Annotated in this window: 17 protein-coding genes; 9 read left to right on the forward strand and 8 right to left on the reverse strand. The window is 58.1% G+C overall.

The genetic code is table 11. The features are described from left to right. The first annotated feature begins 107 nt into the window (after positions 1-107). The 5 genes from dadA to V3W40_RS17245 all read left to right on the forward strand — a co-directional run bounded on the left by dadA (position 108) and on the right by V3W40_RS17245 (position 4,151). A complete protein-coding gene (gene dadA, locus V3W40_RS17225) occupies positions 108-1,409 on the forward strand; it encodes a D-amino acid dehydrogenase (RefSeq protein ID WP_065926703.1) in 1,302 nt (433 codons plus the stop codon). Continuing rightward, a complete protein-coding gene (locus V3W40_RS17230) occupies positions 1,381-1,734 on the forward strand; it encodes a RidA family protein (protein WP_065926702.1) in 354 nt (117 codons plus the stop codon). The genes dadA and V3W40_RS17230 overlap by 29 nt, the downstream gene beginning before the upstream one ends. Before the next feature lie 79 nt (positions 1,735-1,813). Next, positions 1,814-2,887: an alanine racemase gene (gene alr, locus V3W40_RS17235; protein ID WP_065926701.1), complete on the forward strand. Its 1,074-nt coding sequence runs from the start codon at positions 1,814-1,816 to the stop codon at positions 2,885-2,887. A gap of 116 nt (positions 2,888-3,003) precedes the next feature. Continuing rightward, positions 3,004-3,552 carry a cupin domain-containing protein gene (locus V3W40_RS17240; RefSeq protein ID WP_003176893.1) on the forward strand — a complete coding sequence of 183 codons (549 nt, stop codon included), beginning with the start codon at positions 3,004-3,006 and terminating at the stop codon, positions 3,550-3,552. 182 nt (positions 3,553-3,734) lie between these two features. Then, complete coding sequence (locus V3W40_RS17245; protein WP_065926700.1) at positions 3,735-4,151, forward strand: c-type cytochrome; 417 nt, start codon at positions 3,735-3,737, stop codon at positions 4,149-4,151. Positions 4,152-4,230: 79 nt separating this feature from the next. On the opposite strand, the gene V3W40_RS17250 is transcribed toward V3W40_RS17245, so the two are convergent. Genes V3W40_RS17250 through V3W40_RS17265 form a run of 4 tightly spaced genes read right to left on the reverse strand, consistent with a single transcriptional unit; the run spans position 4,231 to position 7,428 of the window. Continuing rightward, positions 4,231-4,587, reverse strand: coding sequence for a hypothetical protein (locus V3W40_RS17250; RefSeq protein WP_065948740.1), 357 nt, complete (start codon positions 4,585-4,587; stop codon positions 4,231-4,233). Then, the gene (locus V3W40_RS17255; protein WP_065926698.1) at positions 4,584-5,297 is read right to left on the reverse strand and encodes a hypothetical protein; all 714 of its coding nucleotides are present in this window, start codon (positions 5,295-5,297) and stop codon (positions 4,584-4,586) included. Before V3W40_RS17255 ends, V3W40_RS17250 begins: the two co-directional genes overlap by 4 nt. Further along, entirely contained in the window at positions 5,294-6,052 is a 759-nt protein-coding gene (locus V3W40_RS17260) for a ferritin-like domain-containing protein (protein WP_256097767.1), read from the reverse strand. Before V3W40_RS17260 ends, V3W40_RS17255 begins: the two co-directional genes overlap by 4 nt. 35 nt (positions 6,053-6,087) lie before the next feature. After that, a complete protein-coding gene (locus tag V3W40_RS17265) occupies positions 6,088-7,428 on the reverse strand; it encodes a saccharopine dehydrogenase NADP-binding domain-containing protein (RefSeq protein WP_330215390.1) in 1,341 nt (446 codons plus the stop codon). A gap of 266 nt (positions 7,429-7,694) precedes the next feature. On the opposite strand from V3W40_RS17265, the gene V3W40_RS17270 reads away from it, so the two are divergent. Further along, the gene (locus V3W40_RS17270; protein ID WP_065948741.1) at positions 7,695-9,617 is read left to right on the forward strand and encodes an acetyl-CoA hydrolase/transferase C-terminal domain-containing protein; all 1,923 of its coding nucleotides are present in this window, start codon (positions 7,695-7,697) and stop codon (positions 9,615-9,617) included. 131 nt (positions 9,618-9,748) lie between these two features. Here the strand turns inward: V3W40_RS17270 and V3W40_RS17275 are convergent, their stop codons facing one another. Next, on the reverse strand, positions 9,749-10,321 hold the full coding sequence (locus V3W40_RS17275; protein WP_053258645.1) for a xanthine phosphoribosyltransferase: 573 nt from the start codon (positions 10,319-10,321) through the stop codon (positions 9,749-9,751). Between the two features lie 58 nt (positions 10,322-10,379). Continuing rightward, positions 10,380-12,389 carry a DNA helicase Rep gene (gene rep, locus V3W40_RS17280; protein WP_027608306.1) on the reverse strand — a complete coding sequence of 670 codons (2,010 nt, stop codon included), beginning with the start codon at positions 12,387-12,389 and terminating at the stop codon, positions 10,380-10,382. Positions 12,390-12,644: 255 nt separating this feature from the next. Here rep and V3W40_RS17285 point away from each other — a divergent pair, with 255 nt between their 5' ends. Then, the gene (locus V3W40_RS17285) at positions 12,645-14,318 is read left to right on the forward strand and encodes a putative bifunctional diguanylate cyclase/phosphodiesterase (RefSeq protein ID WP_065926694.1); all 1,674 of its coding nucleotides are present in this window, start codon (positions 12,645-12,647) and stop codon (positions 14,316-14,318) included. Here the strand turns inward: V3W40_RS17285 and V3W40_RS17290 are convergent. Next, the gene (locus tag V3W40_RS17290) at positions 14,315-15,727 is read right to left on the reverse strand and encodes a NorM family multidrug efflux MATE transporter (protein ID WP_065926693.1); all 1,413 of its coding nucleotides are present in this window, start codon (positions 15,725-15,727) and stop codon (positions 14,315-14,317) included. The genes V3W40_RS17285 and V3W40_RS17290 overlap by 4 nt on opposite strands. A 152-nt stretch (positions 15,728-15,879) precedes the next feature. Here V3W40_RS17290 and V3W40_RS17295 point away from each other — a divergent pair, with 152 nt between their 5' ends. Continuing rightward, a complete protein-coding gene (locus V3W40_RS17295; protein WP_065926692.1) occupies positions 15,880-16,800 on the forward strand; it encodes a LysR substrate-binding domain-containing protein in 921 nt (306 codons plus the stop codon). 177 nt (positions 16,801-16,977) lie between these two features. Next, on the forward strand, positions 16,978-18,954 hold the full coding sequence (locus V3W40_RS17300; protein WP_065926691.1) for a methyl-accepting chemotaxis protein: 1,977 nt from the start codon (positions 16,978-16,980) through the stop codon (positions 18,952-18,954). Positions 18,955-19,013: 59 nt separating this feature from the next. Here the strand turns inward: V3W40_RS17300 and V3W40_RS17305 are convergent, their stop codons facing one another. Continuing rightward, the gene (locus V3W40_RS17305) at positions 19,014-20,510 is read right to left on the reverse strand and encodes a YifB family Mg chelatase-like AAA ATPase (protein ID WP_074847967.1); all 1,497 of its coding nucleotides are present in this window, start codon (positions 20,508-20,510) and stop codon (positions 19,014-19,016) included. Positions 20,511-20,661 lie beyond the last annotated feature (151 nt).

Genomic DNA, 20,661 nt, shown 5'->3' on the forward strand with positions numbered 1-20,661 from the left:
TATAGGCATTTATATAGTGAAATGCACTGGCGATTGCTTTTTATACTGCGCCCATCATTGCTCGAATAACACACGTCAGCGGCCAAGCCCGCGATGAGGGTATAAAAATGCGCGTTCTGGTCTTGGGTAGCGGCGTCATTGGGGTGACCAGTGCCTACTATTTGGCGCGGGCTGGCTTTGAAGTGGTTGTGGTCGACCGTCAGCCGGCTGCTGCTATGGAAACCAGTTTCGCCAACGCCGGCCAGGTGTCCCCAGGCTACGCCTCGCCATGGGCTGCGCCGGGCGTGCCGCTCAAGGCCATCAAATGGTTGCTGCAACGCCACGCGCCGTTGGCGATCAAGGCCACGGCGGATATTGACCAATACCTGTGGATGGCGCAGATGCTGCGCAACTGCACCGCCAGCCGTTATGCGGTGAACAAGGAGCGCATGGTGCGCCTGTCCGAGTACAGCCGTGACTGCCTCGACGAATTACGTGCGCAAACCGGTATCGCCTACGAAGGCCGCAGCCTCGGGACTACCCAGTTGTTCCGTACCCAGGCCCAGTTGGATGGCGCCGCCAAGGACATTGCCGTTTTGAAAGAGTCCGGTGTGCCGTTCGAGCTGCTCGACCGCGCCGGTATCGCCCGTGTTGAGCCGGCCCTGGCCAGCGTCACCGATATTCTCGCCGGTGCCCTGCGCCTGCCCAACGACCAGACCGGCGACTGCCAGATGTTCACCACCCGCCTTGCCGAGATGTGCAAGCAGTTGGGTGTGGAGTTTCGCTTCGAACAGGACATCCAGCGCCTCGACTACGCCGGCGACCGCATCAACGGCGTATGGATCGACGGCAAGTTGGAAACCGCCGACCGCTACGTGCTGGCCCTCGGCAGCTACTCGCCGAAGCTGCTCAAGCCGCTGGGGATCAAGGCGCCGGTGTACCCGCTCAAGGGCTACTCGCTGACCGTGCCGATTACCAACTCGGCGATGGCGCCGACGTCGACCATTCTCGACGAGACCTACAAGGTCGCCATCACCCGTTTCGACAACCGCATCCGCGTCGGCGGCATGGCTGAAATAGCCGGTTTTGACCTGTCGCTTAACCCGCGTCGGCGTGAAACCCTGGAGATGATCGTCAACGACCTTTATCCTCAGGGCGGCGATCTGGCCGAAGCCACGTTCTGGACCGGCCTGCGCCCGACCACACCCGACGGCACGCCGATTGTCGGTGCCACGCCGTTCAAGAACCTGTTCCTCAACACCGGCCATGGCACTCTCGGTTGGACCATGGCGTGCGGCTCCGGTCGCCTGTTGGCCGACCTGATGGCGAAGAAAACGCCGCAGATCAGCGCCGAAGGCCTCGATATTTCCCGTTATGGCAACCACCAGGAGTCCGCAAAACATGTCAATCCAGCGCCAGCTCACCAATGAGCGCATGAGCCAGATCGTTGTTCACAGCGGTACCGTGTATCTGGCCGGGCAAGTCGGTGACGACATGAACGCCGGGATCGAACAGCAGACCCGTGAAACCCTGGCCAATATCGAACGTTTGCTGGACTTGGCCGGCACCGACAAAACCAAGCTGCTGTCGGTGACGATCTACCTGAAGGACATCGACGCCGATTTCGCCGGTATGAACGCGGTGTGGGACAAGTGGCTGCCCAAAGGCGTCGCCCCGGCCCGCGCCACGGTTGAAGCCAGGCTGTGCGAACCGGAAATCCTGGTAGAGCTGTCCGTCGTGGCCGCGCTGCCTTAAACAACGCTCCCTCTTCCGGTGCTGACGCTGTTGGTCGGCGCCGGTTTTTCTTCACTTTGCCGCCTAGAAGCCTGCCGCCATGCGTCCTGCCCGTGCCCTGATCGACCTCCAAGCCTTGCGCCACAACTACCAATTGGCCCGTGAAGTCACGGGGGCCAAGGCCCTCGCCGTGGTCAAGGCCGACGCCTACGGCCATGGTGCCGTACGCGTTGCCCAGGCGCTGGAAGCCGAGGCCGACGGGTTTGCCGTGGCGTGCATCGAGGAGGCGCTGGAGTTGCGCGCCGCTGGTATTCGCGCGCCAGTGCTGCTGCTGGAAGGCTTTTTCGAAGCCGACGAGTTGCCGCTGATCGTCGAGCATGATTTCTGGTGCGTGGTGCATTCGCTGTGGCAACTGGAGGCCATCGAACAGGCCCGGTTGAGCGCGCCGCTGACCATCTGGCTCAAGCTCGATTCGGGGATGCACCGCGTTGGCCTGCACCCCAAGGATTACCACGAGGCTTACCAGCGCCTGCTGGCCAGCGGCAAAGTCGCAAAGATTGTGTTGATGAGCCATTTTGCCCGTGCCGATGAACTCGATTGCGTCAGCAGCAACGAGCAAGTGGCGGTATTCGATGCGGCGCGCCAGGGCCTGGTGGCGGAGGTCAGCCTGCGCAACTCGCCGTCGGTCCTGGGCTGGCCGAGCGTATCCAGCGACTGGGTGCGTCCTGGCATTATGCTTTATGGCGCCACACCGTTTGGTGAGGACCAGGCCTTGGCCGCGCGTTTGCAGCCGGTGATGACCCTGGAATCGAAAGTGATCTGCGTGCGTGAACTGCCAGCCGGCGAGCCGGTAGGCTACGGCGCCCGGTTCATCACGCCCAAACCGATGCGTATCGGCGTGGTTGCCATGGGCTATGCCGACGGCTACCCGCGCCATGCGCCCACCGGCACGCCGGTGCTGGTGGCGGGGCAGCGCAGCCAATTGCTGGGTCGCGTGTCCATGGACATGCTGTGTATCGACCTGACGGACGTCCCTGAGGCGGGTCTTGGTTCCACGGTGGAGCTGTGGGGCAAAAATATCCTCGCCAGTGACGTCGCCGCCGCTGCCGAGACCATCCCGTACCAGATCTTCTGCAACCTGCGTCGTGTGCCAAGGCTCTATTCCGGCGCTTGAGCGACAGGGACGAACACAGCTCCCTGGGATTTAGGCCCAAGTGTTGTAAATACTGAACGCTGTCGCCATGATAACGCTCAATTACAACAACGCCTGAATCCTAGGAGGCTCCCGCATTGGACGTCGGTGAACGACTGCAATCCATCCGTAAGCTGAAGGGTCTTTCCCAGCGTGAGCTCGCCAAGCGCGCGGGTGTCACCAACAGCACCATTTCGATGATCGAAAAAAACAGCGTCAGCCCCTCGATCAGTTCCTTGCGCAAGGTGCTGGGCGGCATCCCCATGTCCATGGTCGAGTTCTTTTCCGAGGAGATCCTCCAGGAAATACCGACGCAGATCGTCTATAAAGCCAATGAGCTGATCGACATCTCCGACGGCGCCGTCACCATGAAGCTGGTGGGCCGTGCGCACCCGAGCCGGGCAATTGCGTTTCTCAATGAAATCTACCCGCCTGGCGCCGATACAGGCGAAGAAATGCTCACCCACGAGGGCGAGGAAACCGGGATTCTGGTGGAAGGCCGTCTGGAGTTGGTGGTCGGTCTTGAAACTTTTGTGCTCGAAGCCGGCGATAGCTACTACTTTGAAAGCACCAAGCCTCATCGTTTCCGTAATCCGTTCGATGTGCCGGCGCGACTAATCAGCGCAGCCACACCCGCGAACTTTTAACAAAAGAGGCGTCCTGCCAGCGTTGCAGAGGCTCCCGCAGCTGCATTCCGCGAGGTCTAATCTCCCTTTATTTAATAGGGTTGTTTCGGCCGGACGGGCTAACCGTTATACTTTCGCCGCCTGCGAAACCGTGGCCGCAGGCGTGAATAGCCACCATTGAGGGTGAACGCGTGAATCTAATTATGAAAATGCTGGCTGCACCAGCAACCGTACTGGCCCTATGGGCTGTGAGCGCACAAGCTGCGACCAATGATGACATTGCCAAGCGCCTGGAGCCCGTGGGCCAGGTCTGCGTCCAGGGCCAGGAATGCAAAGGCATGGAAGTCGCCGTGGCCGCAGGCGGCGGCGGCGGGGCGAAAACCCCTGACGAGATCATCGCCAAGCATTGCAACGCGTGCCATGGCACCGGCCTGCTGAACGCGCCGAAAATCGGCGACACCGCCGCCTGGAAAGAGCGCGCCGATCACCAGGGAGGCCTCGACGGCATCCTGGCCAAGGCGATCACCGGTATCAATGCCATGCCGCCAAAAGGCACCTGCGCAGATTGCTCGGATGACGACCTTAAAGGCGCGATTGAGAAAATGTCGGGATTGAAATAATAAATAGAAGGTTTATACGGAGGGGAAGGTCAATGAGTGAGCTACCCCTCGTATATTCGAAAGAGTGAATAATAGTAAGTCAAAGCAGAAAGGTCGCTAACAATCCGACAGCACCTAAAAGGAAACCTACTAGAGCCCCACGGCCTGGAAGTTCCTTTAGCATTGCGTAAATCACCAGCGGTTCCAGAACAAGCAGCAATGTCAGTGATGCTACTGTGACTACCCATATGTTTCCGGTTCCTTGGTAACCAAACCAATACGCAAATATCAGGCATATGCCAGCGACGCATATTAATATTATAGGCTTTACAAAAAGTTCAGGGTTTTGTATTGCCCTAGTGGAAAGTTTTGAGGCGTATATCTCGCTGTATATTGTTAGTATTTCGCCGAGTATCATGAGTACTATGGATAGGATTAAGTATTGGTTGCTTTTCATTTTTTAGCTCTTGTTATAATATCCAGTACTTCTTTCGCTGTAGATTCTGCAAAGTCGGTGCTGCCCAGTAGAAAGTGAGGGCCATCATGGTCGAGTAAAAATGTATTCTCGTATTGGCCACCTTCCAGCAGAATAAGATGTCTCAATGTGTTTTCAATTTTGTCAATGTCTGATAGGTGGTTTCGTCTTAGTAGTTTTACCGCGTTTGCAAAGTGCGTGGCCTCATCAGCGATTAGGTTGCTAATCCATGAATTAAATAGTGGGCTTCCAAATTCATTGTAGAAAGTGTCTTTTTTATAGGTTTTAACAGAGACGTACTCGTCGTAGGCGAATACGGTGAGCAAGTTTAACTCGTTTGAGAGCAATTGCTCAAATCGGTCAAAGTTGCTTGTTCTTGTTTTCAGTTTTTCTAAAATAGACTCTTCGCTCATATTGAATAAAAGTCGATTTAGCTCAAGGAAACCATCGGCATGGTTTTTTTCATCTGAAAACCAAAGATCTAGATATTGCACAAAATATGAGGATAGCTTTGGTCGCCTTTCATAAAGATAATGGTATAAATTTATCGAGTCATACTCTGCTAATAGATCGGCCCAGAAAAAATCTTTGTATTTTTCGTCTATGCCGGGGTTGATCCATCCGCTATTAGAGATCTCTTTGAAAATTGCCTTGGAACTCCAGTGCCGTTTATTAAGAAAAGTAGGTTTCATTTGTCGTATCCTCTAGTCAGATCAGTTGCGGTGTTAAGTTTTTTTATTATGGTTGGAATTATAGTTTTTTCGATATCTGTTCGGCTGATCGGATAGTCAAATGTGTTGTGGTCGAGCACAAAGGTTCCCGTGTAATGCTCTTTTTCGAAATCCAGCTCAAAAAGACTTTTTAGAATAGAAGGGGCCTCGAGGAGTCTGTGTGAGTACATTAGTTTGATTTTCTCTATGAATAGAAAAAAATGCTTGGATTCATCTTTCTTGGCTTTTCTGATCCATGTTGAAAGCTGTGGCGAATTAAAATGGTCATATTTTTTTATGCTGCGATGATAGACATGAGTGGTGATTATCTCGTCATAGGCAAGTAAAATTAATAGTTTCAATGGGTCGCTGATGAAAGAGTCTAGGCTGCTAAAGTCGGACTTTCGTGTTTCAACGCTCAAGGCAATTTCGTCAAGTGGCAAGCCTGTATAGGCTGAGTAAATTAAGGAGAACCCGTAGGCGTGATCAATTTCATCTTTGAGCCAAGGGTTTAGGGTGTCTTCTAGTTTTGTCATTAATTCTGGATTTTTAGCTTCTATACACCAATACAGTCGCCTTGCATCATATTCCGTGATTATTGAATCGAAGAATATAGCTTGCCATTCGGCCTTTTCTTCCTCGCTAAACTTTAGCGGTGGGAAGGAGAAGTCTTTGAGTATCTCAAAGGCATTGCTCGAATATTTTTTCATGTGATCGGTGTTTTCTACCAAAGCCATTATAAATTCCCCATTCGGATTTTTATTATGGAAAGTTAATTTCTGCTTATGAAATTTTTGAGTGATAGTGATCTGTCGGTATGGGAGGGCCTCCAATTTACCTGTTGCTTGACTATTGGCTCCCAATAGTCGGCAGTGAAGTCGTATATGTATTTCCAGTCCAAATTTTCAGACTCTACAATCCCCTCGCTTGGGGATTTTTCTGCCCACTTCATTCCCCCTATAATGCTGGACGCTACTTGAAGGCTTGTCGCATTATTGTATTTTGCTTGCTTTCTTGTTTTGCCAATTGATAAGTTTGAGCCAAGCCAGAACGCATCGTATTTGTTGCTGATAAGAAAGATGCCTAGTTCGTCCGCGCCAGATATGATTTCGTCTTTTAATATTGTTTTTTTAAAGTCATAATTTGTCTGGTGTTTGTCAAGAAGCATTATTGAAGCGAGTGTTTGATCGCAAGGTTCGTAAGCGTAATACACGGTTGGGCGGTACGTGGGGTTTTCGAGATCACCTAAGGTCAGGTATTCGGCAATTGAAAGTGCTTCGTTGTGAGTCAATAGAAAGGCGGAAAATTCTAAATAGTTAGGTGACCAGCTTTTTACTCTAACTTGATGTCCCGTCTCGCTCATTTCAATCGCGTAGCCGTTTTTTTTGGCTCCTAGGGGAAGCTCATTTTCATGGGTGCCCCAGCCTAGTTCTGCGGGCTGCCTGCACTCGGTAATTAGTCCGTCTGCAGACCATGTCGAGACAAAACCAAGAGGGTCGCGTGCTGTAGAGGTAGCCTGTGAGTCATGCTCGGAAATTTGTATAACTTGTATTTCAAGCTCTTTTGCCAGGCCTGCCCAATCTGCTTGGTGATTTGGCGCTGCCGATATATTGTTCAGGGCCGCCATCTCAAGAAGCGCTTTTTTTAAAAGTATTGAGATAAAACCTGGGTTTGCACCATGTGCCAAAATAGCCGTTGAGCCACTATTGCTTTGCTGGTGAGCCTTCATCGCTTCCCGTAACTCGAAGTTACTTGTGAGTGTTTTGTTATTTTTTGTTTCATAGCTCCAAGGTTCTATACATGTATCCAAGTAAAGTGAACCGTGCAGTTGTGCAAGACTCACGAGGGATAGACTCGATACAGACACCGCTAGATTAAGAAGAAAGACATTTTCATTAAGGTGTGGAGACAGCACATGGTCAAAATTTTTAGCAGTAATGTTCACGTTTTCCAAGCTTGCTAGAAATTCGTTGGCAATTTCTCTTTGAGAAGTTTGAAGGTTTTTTTCAAAAATAGTTACTGTTGCTTCAGCGTAATGTTTTGATAAAAGCGGCAGTAAGCCCTGAGCGATATTCCCAAAGCCTATGATGACTATATGATTTATTTTTTTCATGGGTTAGCCATATTTTTTATTGGTCATGAGGGTGGTGCAGCATTTTTATACTAGTCTGGGCGTTGGCTTTTTTTTGTTTCTTGGATCCTAAAATGATGTAGGGCTCGATTCTATAACTCGTAGGCTTTTTCTTTTGATTTGTTTATTGAGTAAACTTTTTCAGTCTCTTTTTTATTAGTAGTTTTTTAAATTGAGGGCTGTTCTTTGCAGCAAACACCCGCCACTCTCTGTCCAACCCCTAATCACGGAATGTTCAGGAGGGTCGGATGGTGCAGTTGTGTTCAATCGAGCAAGCAGTTGACGACGTACTGGCGCGCTTGCCGGCGCATATCCACATGGGCATGCCCTTGGGGCTGGGCAAACCCAACCTGTTCGTCAATGCGCTGTACCGGCGCATCGCCAAGCTGCCGGAGCGGGCGCTGACGATCTACACCGCGCTCAGCCTGGGCCGCCCACCGCTGGGCGACGGCTTGCAGAAGCGTTTTCTCGAACCCTTTATCGCGCGGGTGTTTGGTGATTATCCCGAACTGGATTTCCTCGCCGACCTGCGCAAAGACAGCCTGCCAAAAAACATCCACGTGCAGCAGTTCTTCATGCAGCCCGGCAGCCTGCTCCATAGCACCTCGGCCCAGCAGGACTACGTGAGCAGCAACTACAGCCACGCCGCCCGCGATATCAATGCCGCCGGCCTGAACCTGGTGGCGCAACTGGTGGCCAGCAGCAGCGAACACCCCGATCGGCTGAGCCTGAGCTGCAACCCCGATATCACCCTCGACCTGTTGCCGATGATCGCCAAGCGCCGCGACGCGGGTGAAACCGTCCTGATCGTCGGCCAGGTTCACACCGATTTGCCCTACATGCCCGGCGATTCCGAGTTGGGCATGGACGCGTTCGACTACCTGATTGACGCAAAGGACAGCACCACACTGTTCTCCACACCGAACATGCCGGTGGGGTTCCAGGACCATTTCATCGGCTTGCATGCCAGCACCCTGGTGCGCGACGGGGGCACCTTGCAGATCGGCATCGGCTCCATGGGGGATGCGCTGACCGCCGCGTTGCTGGCGCGCCAGGCAGACAATGAAGCCTATCGACTGCTGCTGACGGACATCGATGTGTACCAGTGGGCCCCGCTGATCAGCCGGGAAGGCGGTGTCGAGCCCTTCGCCCGTGGCCTCTACGGTTGCAGCGAAATGTTCGTCAACGGCCTGTTGGTGCTGGCGGATGCGGGGATTATCCGGCGCAAGGTCTATCCGGATGTGGCTACCCAGGAGCAAGCCAACGCCGGTTTGCTGGACGATGCGGCGCAGCCCGACGGCGTTTCGATCCACGGCGGTTTCTTCCTCGGGCCGCGCAGTTTTTACCAGCGCCTGCAGGAGATGACCCACGCCAAGCGCCTGGAATTCAACATGACCCGCATCAGCTACATTAACGAGCTGTACGGCCAGGAAGAACTCAAGCGCCTGCAGCGCCAGGATGCACGGTTTATCAACAGCGCGATCACGGTGACGTTGCTGGGCGCAGGCGTGGCCGACCAGTTGGAGGACGGTCGCGTGCTCAGCGGCGTGGGCGGGCAATACAACTTTGTGGCTCAGGGGCATGCGCTGGAGGGCGCGCGCTCGATCCTGATCCTGCGCAGTTGGCGTGAGTCGGCGGGTGAGGTCAGTTCCACTATCGTCTGGGAGTATGGGCATTGCACCATTCCTCGGCACCTGCGGGACATCGTCATCACTGAGTACGGCATTGCCGACCTGCGTGGGCAGACGGATGCCAAGGTGATCGAGGCGTTGCTCAACATCACCGACTCACGCTTCCAGGCCGACTTGATCGAGCAGGCGCAAAAGGCCGGCAAGTTGCCCAAGGATTTCCAGCTCGATCCGCGCTTCAGCGACAACACGCCGGAGCGGCTCCAGGGTATCCAGGCGCGGCATCGACGTTTGTTCCCGGAGTATCCGCTGGGCAGCGATTTCACGGACGAAGAGCGGGATCTGTTGCGCGCCTTGAACTGGCTCAAGAGCAAATTCAAGCTGACGGAGATTCTGGAGTTGGGCAAGGCGGCGCTGGATGCCCCGGAGCCCCAGGCGTTTCCCGAGCATCTGAAGCGGATGGGGTTGGATTCGCCGGAGGGTTTGAAGGAGGATCTCTATCAGCGTCTATTGCTCGCTGGCTTACAAGCAACCGCACACTAAAAACCAACACAGATCAAAATGTGGGAGGGGGCTTGCCCCGATAGCGGTGTATCAGTCCCAAATGTGTTGGCTGACCCGCTGCTATCGGGGGCAAGCCCCCTCCCACCTGTTTAACCGCGTGCAGGCAACGATTATTCGATGAAGGTGACGACGCCACCGGCCAGCGACTTCACCCGCGCCAGCGACTCAACCCGATAACCCTGCGCATCCAACTCCGCACGGCCACCCTGGAACGACTTCTCGATCACAATCCCCAAGCCGGCAACGGTCGCACCGGCCTGCTTGATGATCGAAATCAGCGCTTGGGATGCCTTGCCGTTGGCCAGGAAGTCATCGATCACCAGTACGCGGTCGCTGCTGGTCAGGTGGCGCGGCGAGATCGCCACGGTGCTTTCGACTTTCTTGGTGAAGGAATACACCGTCGCCGACAGCAGGTTTTCGGTCAGGGTCAGGGACTGCTGCTTGCGGGCGAAAATCACCGGCACGCCGAGGTTCAGGCCCGTCATGATCGCCGGTGCGATGCCCGACGCTTCAATGGTGACGATCTTGGTGATGCCCGAGTCCTTGAACCGCGCGGCGAATTCGTCGCCGATCAGTTTCATCAGGGCCGGGTCGATCTGGTGATTCAGAAAGGCGTCGACCTTGAGTACCTGATCGGAAAGCACGATGCCTTCTTCGCGAATTTTCTTGTGCAGTGCTTCCACGGAAAGCTTCCTCTAATGGCGGGTTGTGCGCCGAAAGTAGATTGAAAAGTAGTCGATTCTAGCGCTTTAACATCGCGCGTATATCCGCCAGGGCGGTGTTGCCGCGAACGGCCTTCACCTCGGTCGGGGTGTCGTCATTGCCCTCCCAGGCCAGGTCATCCGGCGGCAGCTCGTCCAGGAAACGGCTGGGGGCACAATCGATGATTTCGCCGTATTGCTTGCGCTTGGCGGCAAAGGTGAAGGCCAGTGTCTGACGTGCGCGGGTAATGCCCACGTAGGCCAGGCGCCGTTCTTCCTCAATAGTGTCGGCTTCGATGCTGGAGCGGTGCGGGAGGATTTCCTCTTCCATGCCCATGATGAACACGTAGGGAAATTCCAGGCCCTTGGACGCATGCAAGGTCATCATCTGTACACCTTCGGCGCCGTCTTCCTCTTCCTGCTGACGCTCGAGCATGTCGCGCAGCACCAGCTTGCCGATGGCGTCCTCGACAGTCATTTCGCCGTCTTCGTCTTTTTCCAGGGTGTTCTTCAACGCTTCGATCAGGAACCAGACGTTGCCCATGCGGTAATCCGCGGCCTTGTCGCTGGAACTGTTGGTGCGCAGCCAGTTTTCATAGTCGATGTCCATGACCATGCTGCGCAGGGCGCTGATCGGGTCTTCGCCGGCGCACTGCTCACGTACCTTGTCCATGAAGCGCTTGAAGCGCGACAGGCGATCGGTGAAGCGCGTGTCCAGGTGTTCGCCCAGGCCGATTTCATCGGTGGCGGCGTACATCGAGATCTTGCGTTCGGTGGCGTAGTTGCCGAGCTTTTCCAGGGTGGTGGAACCAATCTCGCGGCGCGGCACGTTGATCACGCGCAGGAAGGCGTTGTCGTCGTCCGGGTTCACGATCAGGCGGAAGTAGGCCATCAGGTCCTTCACTTCCTGGCGTCCGAAAAAGCTGTTGCCGCCTGACAGCCGATACGGGACCTGGTGGTGCTGCAATTTCAGCTCGATCAGCTTGGCCTGGTAGTTGCCGCGATACAGGATCGCGAAGTCGCTGTAGGGGCGGTCGGTGCGCAGGTGCAGGCTGAGGATTTCCACCGCCACGCGCTCGGCTTCGGCGTCTTCGTTGCGGCAGCGGATCACGCGGATCTCATCGCCGTGGCCCATCTCGCTCCACAGTTGTTTTTCAAACTCGTGGGGGTTGTTCGAGATCAGCACGTTGGCGCAACGCAGGATGCGGCTGGTGGAGCGGTAGTTCTGCTCCAGCATCACCACTTTCAGGGACGGGTAGTCGTCCTTGAGCAGCATCAGGTTTTCCGGGCGGGCGCCGCGCCAGGCGTAGATCGACTGGTCGTCGTCGCCCACCACGGTGAACTGGTTGCGCGTACCGATCAGCAACTTCACCAGCAGGTATTGGCTGGCGTTGGTGTCCTGGTATTCGTCCACCAGCAGGTAGCGCACCTTGTTCTGCCACTTTTCGAGGATGTCGGCGTGTTCCTGGAACAGCTTCACCGGCAGCAGGATCAGGTCGTCGAAGTCCACCGCGTTGAACGCCTTGAGCGTGCGCTGGTAGTGGGTGTAGACGATGGCGGCGGTCTGTTCCTTGGGGTTGCGCGCGTTTTCCAGGGCTTCGGGCGGCAGGATCAGGTCGTTTTTCCAGGCGCCGATCATGTTCTTGATCTCGTCGACGCCGTCGTCGCCTGCGTATTCCTTCTGCATGATGTCGGTCATCAGGGCCTTGACGTCGGTCTCGTCGAAGATCGAGAAGCCCGGCTTGTAGCCCAGCCGCACATGCTCCTTGCGGATGATGTTCAGGCCCAGGTTGTGGAAGGTACATACCGTGAGACCACGGCCTTCGCCACCCTTGAGCAGGGTGCCGACACGCTCTTTCATTTCCCGCGCTGCCTTGTTGGTAAAGGTCATGGCGACGATGTATTGGGCGCGGATGCCACAGTTCTGGATCAGGTGCGCGATCTTGCGGGTGATCACACTGGTCTTGCCGGAGCCTGCGCCGGCGAGCACCAATAGAGGGCCGCCGACGTAGTTCACGGCTTCTTGCTGCCGGGGATTGAGTCGGGACATACGGAATTCAGGGAGTCGTTGTTCAAAAGGGCGGGCATTTTAACAGGCTGGCAAGATTCTGCTGCCCTGGATCGACGGTGTGACGTACCACTCGATCTAAATTTGCCGGTTTTGCTACTTTGCCGCAGGATGTCTGGGTTTTTAAGACAATTGCTTACAGCCTGCGTATTTGATAACCACGATCATTGGTGATTATCAGGCCGCACGTCATAATGCCCGCCGCCAACGAATTTTTGCAGAGTCTAGGGAGCTAGCTTGTCTACGCCTGTCGAACCCTTGCGTTTGCTGCTACTGGCCGATACGCCTGAGTGGGCAGCGTTGTTGCGCGAGTGCCTGGCGCCGATGGGCGATGGGGCTGTGCTGATCAGCGCGCCAAACTGGGACTCGGTGAGTCGTCTGTTCGATGACGACGACAGCGCAGTGCTGTTGACCATGCCCAGCCTGCAACCCGGCCCTGGCCGTTGCAGCTTGCCGTGCGTGTTGTTGTTGGAGCAGGAGCCGCTGGTTCCGCCACTGGGCGTCAGTGACTGGCTGATCCGCAATGCGCTGGACGCCGACACGTTGCGTCGTTGCCTGCGCCATGTGCGTGAGCGGGGGGTGCTGGAAAACACCCTGCAACGCCTGGCCGAGCAGGACCCGCTCACCGGCATCGCCAACCGCCAGGGCTTCCAGACCCTGCTGGCCGCACGGTTGGCCGAGAACGAAGGTCGCGGCCTGGCCCTCGGTCACCTGGACCTCGATAATTTCCGCCATGCCAACGATGCCCTCGGCCACCAGGCCGGCGACCGCCTGATCCTGCAAGTGGTCTCGCGGCTCAAGAGCCAGCTGGAAGCCGGCGATCAACTGGCGCGCCTGGGCAGCGACGAATTCGCCCTGCTGATCGATACGCGCCGCGCGCCCCAGCGTGCGGAGTGGATGGCCGAGCGCATCACCGAAGCCATGGCCGAGCCGTATTGGGTGGATGGCGAAAGCCTGCTGATCGGCTGCAGCCTCGGCGTGGCCCATGCCCGCGCCCGTGCCGGCGCCGACCCGCTGATGTGGCACGCCCATATCGCCATGCAGCAAGCCAAGAGCACCCAGGGCTGTACCTTTCATATCTTCAACGAACGCATCAACCGCAACGCGCGCAGCCTGGCCGACCTGGAAAGCGAGCTGCGCCGCGCCTTGCGCCGTGATGAGCTGGAGCTGCATTACCAGCCGCGCCTCGACCTCGACGACGGGCATATCGTTGGCCTGGAAGCCCTGGTGCGCTGGCGCCACGGCGAGCGCGGCCTGTTGCCGCCGAGTGAATTCGTGCCCCTGGCCGAACAGAGCGGCCTGATTGTACCGTTGGGTTACTGGGTGATTTCCCGGGCCCTGCGTGACATGCAAGACCTGCGCGAACGCGGCCTGCCGCCGCTGCATATGGCGGTCAACCTGTCGTTTCGCCAGTTCCAGGACAGCCAGCTGCTTTCTACACTGAGCCGGCTGATCAGCGAGCGCGGCGTGGAAGCGCAATGGTTGGAGTTCGAACTGACCGAAACCGCCGTGATGCGCCGCAGTGACCTGGTCAAGCAGACCATGGACGCCCTTGGTCGCCTGGGTGTGCGGTTTTCCCTGGATGACTTCGGTACCGGTTTCTCGTCGTTTGTGCACCTCAACAGCCTGCCGATTGCCTTGTTGAAGATCGACAAAAGCTTTGTCGGCGGCATGGAGGAGCGCGAAGAGAACCGCAAACTGGTGCACGCGATGATCAACCTGGCGCACAACCTCAATCTGGAAGTGGTGGCCGAAGGTGTGGAAACCCCCGAGCAACTGGCGCTATTGCGGCTGTTCGGCTGCGACCAGGCCCAGGGTTACCTGATCAGCAAGCCGCTGCCGTTGCCGGAGCTGGTGGAATACCTGACCTTCGGCGACGGCAAGCACACCCGCGTGAGCGAGGGTCTCTAGTCGGCCTGTACCGCCTGAAAGCCGGTGTCGGCTTCGGGCGCCGGGCCTTCCCGGCGAATCATCCGCTTCATCTTCGCTTCAAACGCCCAGGTCAGGCTTATCGCGGCGCAGGCCAGTCCCAGTGCCAGGCCCCACCACACGCCGGTTGGCCCCCAGCCCAACGTGAAAGCCATCAGCCAGGCCGAGGGTGCGCCAATCAACCAGTAGCAGCCCGCACCGATCAGGAACGTGGTCTTGGCGTCCTTGAGCCCGCGAATGCAACCCATGGCGATGGTTTGCACGCCGTCGAACAGCTCGAACCACGCGGCGACGGCCAGCAGGCTCACGGCCAGGACGATCACGTCGTGGAACGCCGGGTTGTCGTGGTCGATCAGCAGTCCTATGAGCGGCTCGGAAAACAGCCACAGCACCGCCGCGAATCCCAGCATTATCGCCGCGCCAAAGCCTATGCCGACACGCCCGGCCATGCGTGCGTGCACCAACTGTCCGGCGCCATAATGCTGGCCGATGCGCATGGTCACCGCGTAGGACATCCCCGCCGGCACCATAAAGGCCACCGATACGATTTGCAGGGCGATCTGGTGCGCTGCCAACTGCGTGCTGCCCATGGTGCCCATGCACAGGGCTGCAAAGGCAAACAGCCCGACCTCCACCGCATAGGTGCCGCCGATCGGCAGGCCCAGGCGCCACAACTCGCGCAGATATTGGGTGTTGAGGTGCAGCAGCCCTGTACTCAGCGGGTAGGCGGCATAGGCCCGGTTGCTGCGGATGTACCACATCAACGCCAGCGCCATGCTGTTGGCGACAATCGCCGTGACCAGGCCGATGCCCATCAAGCCGAGCTTGGGCAGGCCGAACATGCCTTCGATCAGTGCGTGGTTGAGCAGGTAGTTGACCACCGTACCGCCGAGGCTGATCACCATCACCGGAGTGGCTTTGCCGATGGCGCTGGTAAAGCCGCGCAGGGCCATGAAGCTCAGGTAGCCGGGCAGGGCAAACGGCAGCATGGTCAGAAATTGCCCGGCCGAATGTACGTTGGTCTCGGTCTGGCCGAACATCAGCAGCACCGGCTTGAGGTTCCACAGCAGCAGGGCCGCCGCCAGGGCCATCAGCCAGGCCAGCCACAGCCCGGCCTGGGTCAGGCGGGTGGCACCTTCGATATCGCCCGCGCCGTGGCGGATCGCAACCAAGGTGCCCACGGCGGCAATCACGCCGATACAGAAAATCGCGACGAACGAATAGCTTGCGGCACCCAGGCCGCCACCGGCCAGGGCTTCGGGGCTCAGGCGCGCCATCATCAGGGTGTCGGTCAACACCATCAGCATGTGCGCCAACTGCGAGGCAATCAACGGCCCTGACAGCCGCAGAATGGCCCAGAGTTCGGTACGTGCCGGATGCTGCATGATCATCACGCTCAAAAAGTCAGAGGGTTGGGGAAGGGCTGATTCTCGGCGCTCTCAGCCCATTGCACAAAGGGATAAATGCGATCGTTTGCATGATTAAAACTCATGCTTGATTGATTCTGGTAGGGTTTCAGTATTGCGCTGTCGGAGCTTTCCTCATGTCTCGTCGTCTTCCTCCTCTTTATGCCTTGCGCGCGTTTGAAGCGGCCTCCCGACACAGCTCTTTCACCCGCGCGGCCGAGGAGTTGTCGATCACCCAAAGTGCGGTGAGCCGACATATCCGCACGCTTGAAGAGCATTTCGCCTGCCGGCTGTTCCAGCGCAATGGCCGCACCTTGCAGCTCACTGAAGCGGCGCGTCTGTTGTTGCCCGGTGTGCGCGAAGGGTTCGCGGCGCTGGAGCGCGCCTGCCATACCTTGAATGCCGAAGATGACATCCTGCGCATGAAGGCCCCCTCCACATTGACCATGCGCTGGCTGCTGGCGCGACTCAGCCGCTTCCGGGCGCTGCAGCCGGGCAATGAGGTGCAACTGACCAGCGCCTGGATGAGCGTGGACGAGGTGGACTTCAACCAGGAGCCGTTCGATTGCGCGGTGTTATTGAGCTACGGGCATTTTCCAGCGGATTGGGAAGCCAGCTATCTGTTCCCCGAGCTGTTGATACCGGTGGGTGCACCGAACCTGTTGAACGACGGTCCTTGGGACGTGACCCGCCTAGCCGGCGCCGAGTTACTGCACCCCACACCCGACCGCCGGGACTGGCGCAATTGGCTGGAGCGCATGGGGCTATCGTCCCAGGTGTCGCTCAAAGGCGGGCAGGTGTTCGATACCTTGGAGCTGGGCATGATCGCCGCCGCCCGCGGTTATGGCGTGTCGATGGGCGACCTGCTGATGGTGGCCGAGGATGTGGCGCAGGGACGCTTGAGCTTGCCGTGGCCGACTGCGGTAGCGAGTGGGGAAAATTACTATTTGGTGTGGCCGAAAACCCGTCCAGGGGGTGAGCGCTTGCGGCGTCTGGCGGATTTCCTCCAGAGCGAGGTGCAGGCCATGGTTTTACCCGACGTCGAACGGCTCAATTGAGGGGTTTTGACTCAGCGACGCAACCGTTTGCGTGATACCCCTGCGCTTCGCTCAAGTATTGCAAAACGCCGCCGAAGTAGGTGTGTTGGAACCATCGTGCACCAACGTTTCCCACCAGATAATTTGCCGAGCAGCGCTATGAGATCAGGATGATCCTGGCCTCGGCCAGGAGCTGTCATGTCTCAACCTCGCGCCCGGATTGCCTCCCAGTTAGGTCTCGCGTTAGCCGTGATTTTGGCTGTCGTCATCAGCGGCAGTACTGTTTTCGCCTTGCGTTCCCTCGATTCCGCCAACCTCGATACCCGCGAGGAGCACCTGGCCAGCGAGGCGCGCTTGCTTGCCGACCAACTCAATACCTTCCACAGCACGTTGCGCGAGAGCACCCAGCGTTTGAGCGGGCTGTTTGAAAAACGTTTCGGTGCCGGGTTGAGCGTGCATGTGGACCAACCCGTGAGCGTGGCCGGTGTTCAGACGCCCAGCCTGTACCTGGGCAACGAGGTGTTGAACAACAACTTTGATGAGGTGGACGAGTTCAAGCAAATGTCTGGCGGCGTGGCCACCGTATTTGTGCGCAGTGGCGACGACTTCATCCGTATCAGCACGTCCCTGACCAAGCAGGATGGCAACCGCGCCATCGGCACCGTCCTCGACCGTCAGGGCCCGGCCTACCAGCGCGTTGTGGGTGGGCAGACCTACATCGGCAGGGCGGTGTTGTTCGATCGTTCCTACATGACCCAGTACAGCCCGGTGCGTGACAGCGGCGGTAAGGTTATCGCCGTGCTGTTCATCGGTTTTGACTACACCGATGCGCAGAATGCCCAATTCGAAAACCTCAAGCGCTTCCGAATTGGCCAGACCGGCTCCCTTGCACTGCTGGATGAGCAAAAGCACTGGCTAGTGGCACCCGCCGGCGTGCAGGCGTTGGATCAATCGGTGCCGGTGATGCTGGACCTGGCCAAGACCCCGGGCAAAGGTCGCTTCTGGAGCGACAAGAACGAAGATTTCTATAGCGTTTCGGTACCGTTCGAAGGCGGCCCGTGGGCCGTGGTTGCGAGCATGCCGAAAGCTGAAATCCGCGCGGTGACCTGGGCCGTGGGGATTCGCCTGGTGATCGGCAGCGTGCTGGCGATGTTGCTGGCGGTGGGCGCCACGGTCTGGCTGCTGCGCAGCAAGCTGCAACCGCTGAGTGACTTGGTACACCAGGCCGAAGCCTTGGGTGCGGGCGACTTGAGCGCACGCCTCAACGTATCCAGCCATGACGAAATCGGCCAACTGGCGCGCAGCTTCAATCAGATGGGTGAAGCGCTGTCGACGATGGTTTCCCATATCCGCAAGGCGGCCGAGGAGGTCAATAGTCGGGCCCAGGCGTTGTCCGGTCTGTCCGGTGGGGCCTATGACGGCATGGAGCAGCAGTCCGGCGAAATCACCAGCATGGCCGGCGCGGTGGAAGAGTTCAGTGCCACCTCGCTGAACATTGCCGACAACATGGGCAACACCGAGCGCCTGGCCCAAGAAAATGCCCAGCAAACCCGCATTGGTCGCAATTCGATGCAGGAGGCGTCGTCGTCGCTGGAACATATCGCGACCGCGCTGAACAGCACGGCCACAGTGATCAATACCCTGGGCCAGCGCTCCCAGGAAATCGGCGGCATCGTCGGTGTGATCACGTCCATCGCCGAACAGACCAACCTGTTGGCGCTCAACGCGGCCATCGAGGCTGCACGCGCCGGTGAACAGGGCCGTGGGTTTGCCGTGGTGGCTGATGAAGTACGCAACCTGGCATCGCGCACCCGCGAAGCCACCGATGAAATTTCCGGGATGATCCAGAGCATCCAGCGGGAAACCGGTAACGCCATCAGCACTATGGAACACGGCAACACGCTGATGCAGGAAGGCTTGTCGCGCAACGCCGACGTAGCCTCGGCCCTGGCGCGCATTGATGAGCAGAGCCGCTCGGCCGGCCAGCAATTCGCCGCGATCACCACCGCCACCCAAGAGCAGAGCAGCACCGCGACCTTGCTCAGCAGCAACTTGCAGAGCATCGCGCTGGCTAACAGCGAGCAGCGTGAGGTGGTGTCGAACCTGGCGATTACTGCCAAGGAACTGGAGACGCTGGCGGCGAGCCTGCGCCATGAGGTGGATCGCTTTCGCTGAGCCACCGTTTTCCAAGATGTGGGAGGCTTGCCCCTCCCACATTTGGCGCTGCGCCAAGCTTAAGTGATCGCCGCCGGGCGGTATTGCAGGGCCTCTTTCAGGTGGTCGCGGGTGATGGTCTCTACCTGATCCAGATCCGCCAGGGTGCGCGCCACCTTGAGCAGTCGATGGGCCGCGCGCAGCGATAGGGTCAGTCGTTCACAGGCCGTTTCCAGCCAGTTTTCATCCACCTTCGTGAGCTTGCAGTGCTCGCGCAGCCCCGGCAGATCAAGAAAGGCATTCGCACAGCCCTGGCGCTTTTGCTGATGCTCGCGAGCCTGGGCGACCCGCGCTGAGGCATGGGCGGTATCCTCGCCCGCCTGTTGGATCGGGTTCAGTGCCGTCGTTTCCCTCGCCACGGTCAGGTGCAAGTCAATCCGGTCCAGCAGCGGCCCCGAGAGCTTGTTGCGATACCGCTGAATCTGCTCCGGTGTACAGCGACAGCGCCCGCTAGGTTCACCCATATAGCCGCAAGGGCAGGGATTCATCGCCGCCACCAGTTGAAAGCGTGCCGGGAAACTTACGCGGTCGCGGGCGCGGGAAATCACGATATGCCCCGACTCCAGCGGTTCGCGCAAAACCTCCAGCACCTTGCGATCAAACTCCGGCAGCTCATCGAGGAACAGCACGCCATGGTGAGCCAGGGTGATTTCCCCAGGCTGTGGTTTCGAGCCGCCGCCCACCAGCGCCGGCCCTGACGCAGAGTGGTGTGGCTGGCGAAACGGCCGGTGTGGCCAATGGCTCAGCGGCGCGAGGCTGACGACGGACTGGATCGCCGCCACCTCAAGAGCTTCCTGTTCGCTCAAGGGGGGCAACAGGCCGGGCAGGCGACTGGCGAGCAAGGTCTTGCCGGTGCCCGGTGGGCCGCTGAACAACAGGTTATGCGCACCCGCTGCGGCGATCAGCAGGGCGCGCTTTGCCGACAGTTGGCCCTGCACTTCGCTTAAGTCTGGGTAGGGTTTGTTCAGGTACAGCAAACCATCGGACTTGTAGGGCTCAATCGGCACGTGCCCATTGAGGTGCGCCACCACTTGCAACAAGTGGTCTACCGCAATCACCTTCAACCCCGACGCCAGGCACGCCTCCTCGGCATTCGCCCGAGGCACTATCACGGTGCGCCCGGCCTTGCGCGCCGCCAAAGCCGCCGGTAGCACGCCTTTCACCGCACGCACTTCACCGGACAACGCCAACTCACCCAGGCATTCAATGTCATCGAGCATCAACGCTGGCACCTGCACGCTGGCGGCGAGGATCCCCAGGGCAATCGCCAGGTCAAAACGCCCGCCGTCCTTGGGCAGGTCGGCGGGCGCGAGGTTGAGGGTGATGCGGCGCGCGGGGTATTGCAGGGCCGAGTTGAGGATGGCGCTGCGCACGCGGTCTTTGCTTTCCTTGACGGCGGTTTCGGGCAAACCCACCAGTGTGAGGGACGGTAAGCCATTGGCCATATGCACTTCGACGGTGACGGCAGGGGCTTCGACGCCGATCTGGGCGCGGCTGTGGACGATGGCGAGGGACATGCTCGTTCCTTGAAATGGGCGGCCGCTTCCTGCGGTTTTTCAAGGGTAGACGAGGTAGGGAAGAGCGAGGCGGGGAGGTTTTACAGAACGTATCCAGAGCAAAAGGTAGAGCGAATGTGGGAGGGGGCTTGCTCCCGATAGCGGGGGGCAG

The sequence above is a fragment of the Pseudomonas sp. AM8 genome (genome assembly GCF_036346475.1).
Taxonomy (GTDB): Bacteria; Pseudomonadota; Gammaproteobacteria; order Pseudomonadales; family Pseudomonadaceae; genus Aquipseudomonas; species Aquipseudomonas marginalis.

What these genes read in the sequence shown, in the direction of transcription:
- V3W40_RS17255 (WP_065926698.1), bottom strand. Translation starts at nt 5,297, where the DNA reads ATGAAACCTACTTTTCTTAATAAACGGCACTGGAGTTCCAAGGCAATT.
- V3W40_RS17290 (WP_065926693.1), bottom strand. Translation starts at nt 15,727, where the DNA reads ATGATCATGCAGCATCCGGCACGTACCGAACTCTGGGCCATTCTGCGG.
- V3W40_RS17230 (WP_065926702.1), top strand. Translation starts at nt 1,381, where the DNA reads ATGTCAATCCAGCGCCAGCTCACCAATGAGCGCATGAGCCAGATCGTT.
- V3W40_RS17300 (WP_065926691.1), top strand. Translation starts at nt 16,978, where the DNA reads ATGTCTCAACCTCGCGCCCGGATTGCCTCCCAGTTAGGTCTCGCGTTA.
- V3W40_RS17270 (WP_065948741.1), top strand. Translation starts at nt 7,695, where the DNA reads ATGGTGCAGTTGTGTTCAATCGAGCAAGCAGTTGACGACGTACTGGCG.
- V3W40_RS17260 (WP_256097767.1), bottom strand. Translation starts at nt 6,052, where the DNA reads ATGGCTTTGGTAGAAAACACCGATCACATGAAAAAATATTCGAGCAAT.
- alr (WP_065926701.1), top strand. Translation starts at nt 1,814, where the DNA reads ATGCGTCCTGCCCGTGCCCTGATCGACCTCCAAGCCTTGCGCCACAAC.
- V3W40_RS17245 (WP_065926700.1), top strand. Translation starts at nt 3,735, where the DNA reads ATGAAAATGCTGGCTGCACCAGCAACCGTACTGGCCCTATGGGCTGTG.
- V3W40_RS17265 (WP_330215390.1), bottom strand. Translation starts at nt 7,428, where the DNA reads ATGAAAAAAATAAATCATATAGTCATCATAGGCTTTGGGAATATCGCT.
- rep (WP_027608306.1), bottom strand. Translation starts at nt 12,389, where the DNA reads ATGTCCCGACTCAATCCCCGGCAGCAAGAAGCCGTGAACTACGTCGGC.
- V3W40_RS17250 (WP_065948740.1), bottom strand. Translation starts at nt 4,587, where the DNA reads ATGAAAAGCAACCAATACTTAATCCTATCCATAGTACTCATGATACTC.
- V3W40_RS17295 (WP_065926692.1), top strand. Translation starts at nt 15,880, where the DNA reads ATGTCTCGTCGTCTTCCTCCTCTTTATGCCTTGCGCGCGTTTGAAGCG.
- V3W40_RS17305 (WP_074847967.1), bottom strand. Translation starts at nt 20,510, where the DNA reads ATGTCCCTCGCCATCGTCCACAGCCGCGCCCAGATCGGCGTCGAAGCC.
- dadA (WP_065926703.1), top strand. Translation starts at nt 108, where the DNA reads ATGCGCGTTCTGGTCTTGGGTAGCGGCGTCATTGGGGTGACCAGTGCC.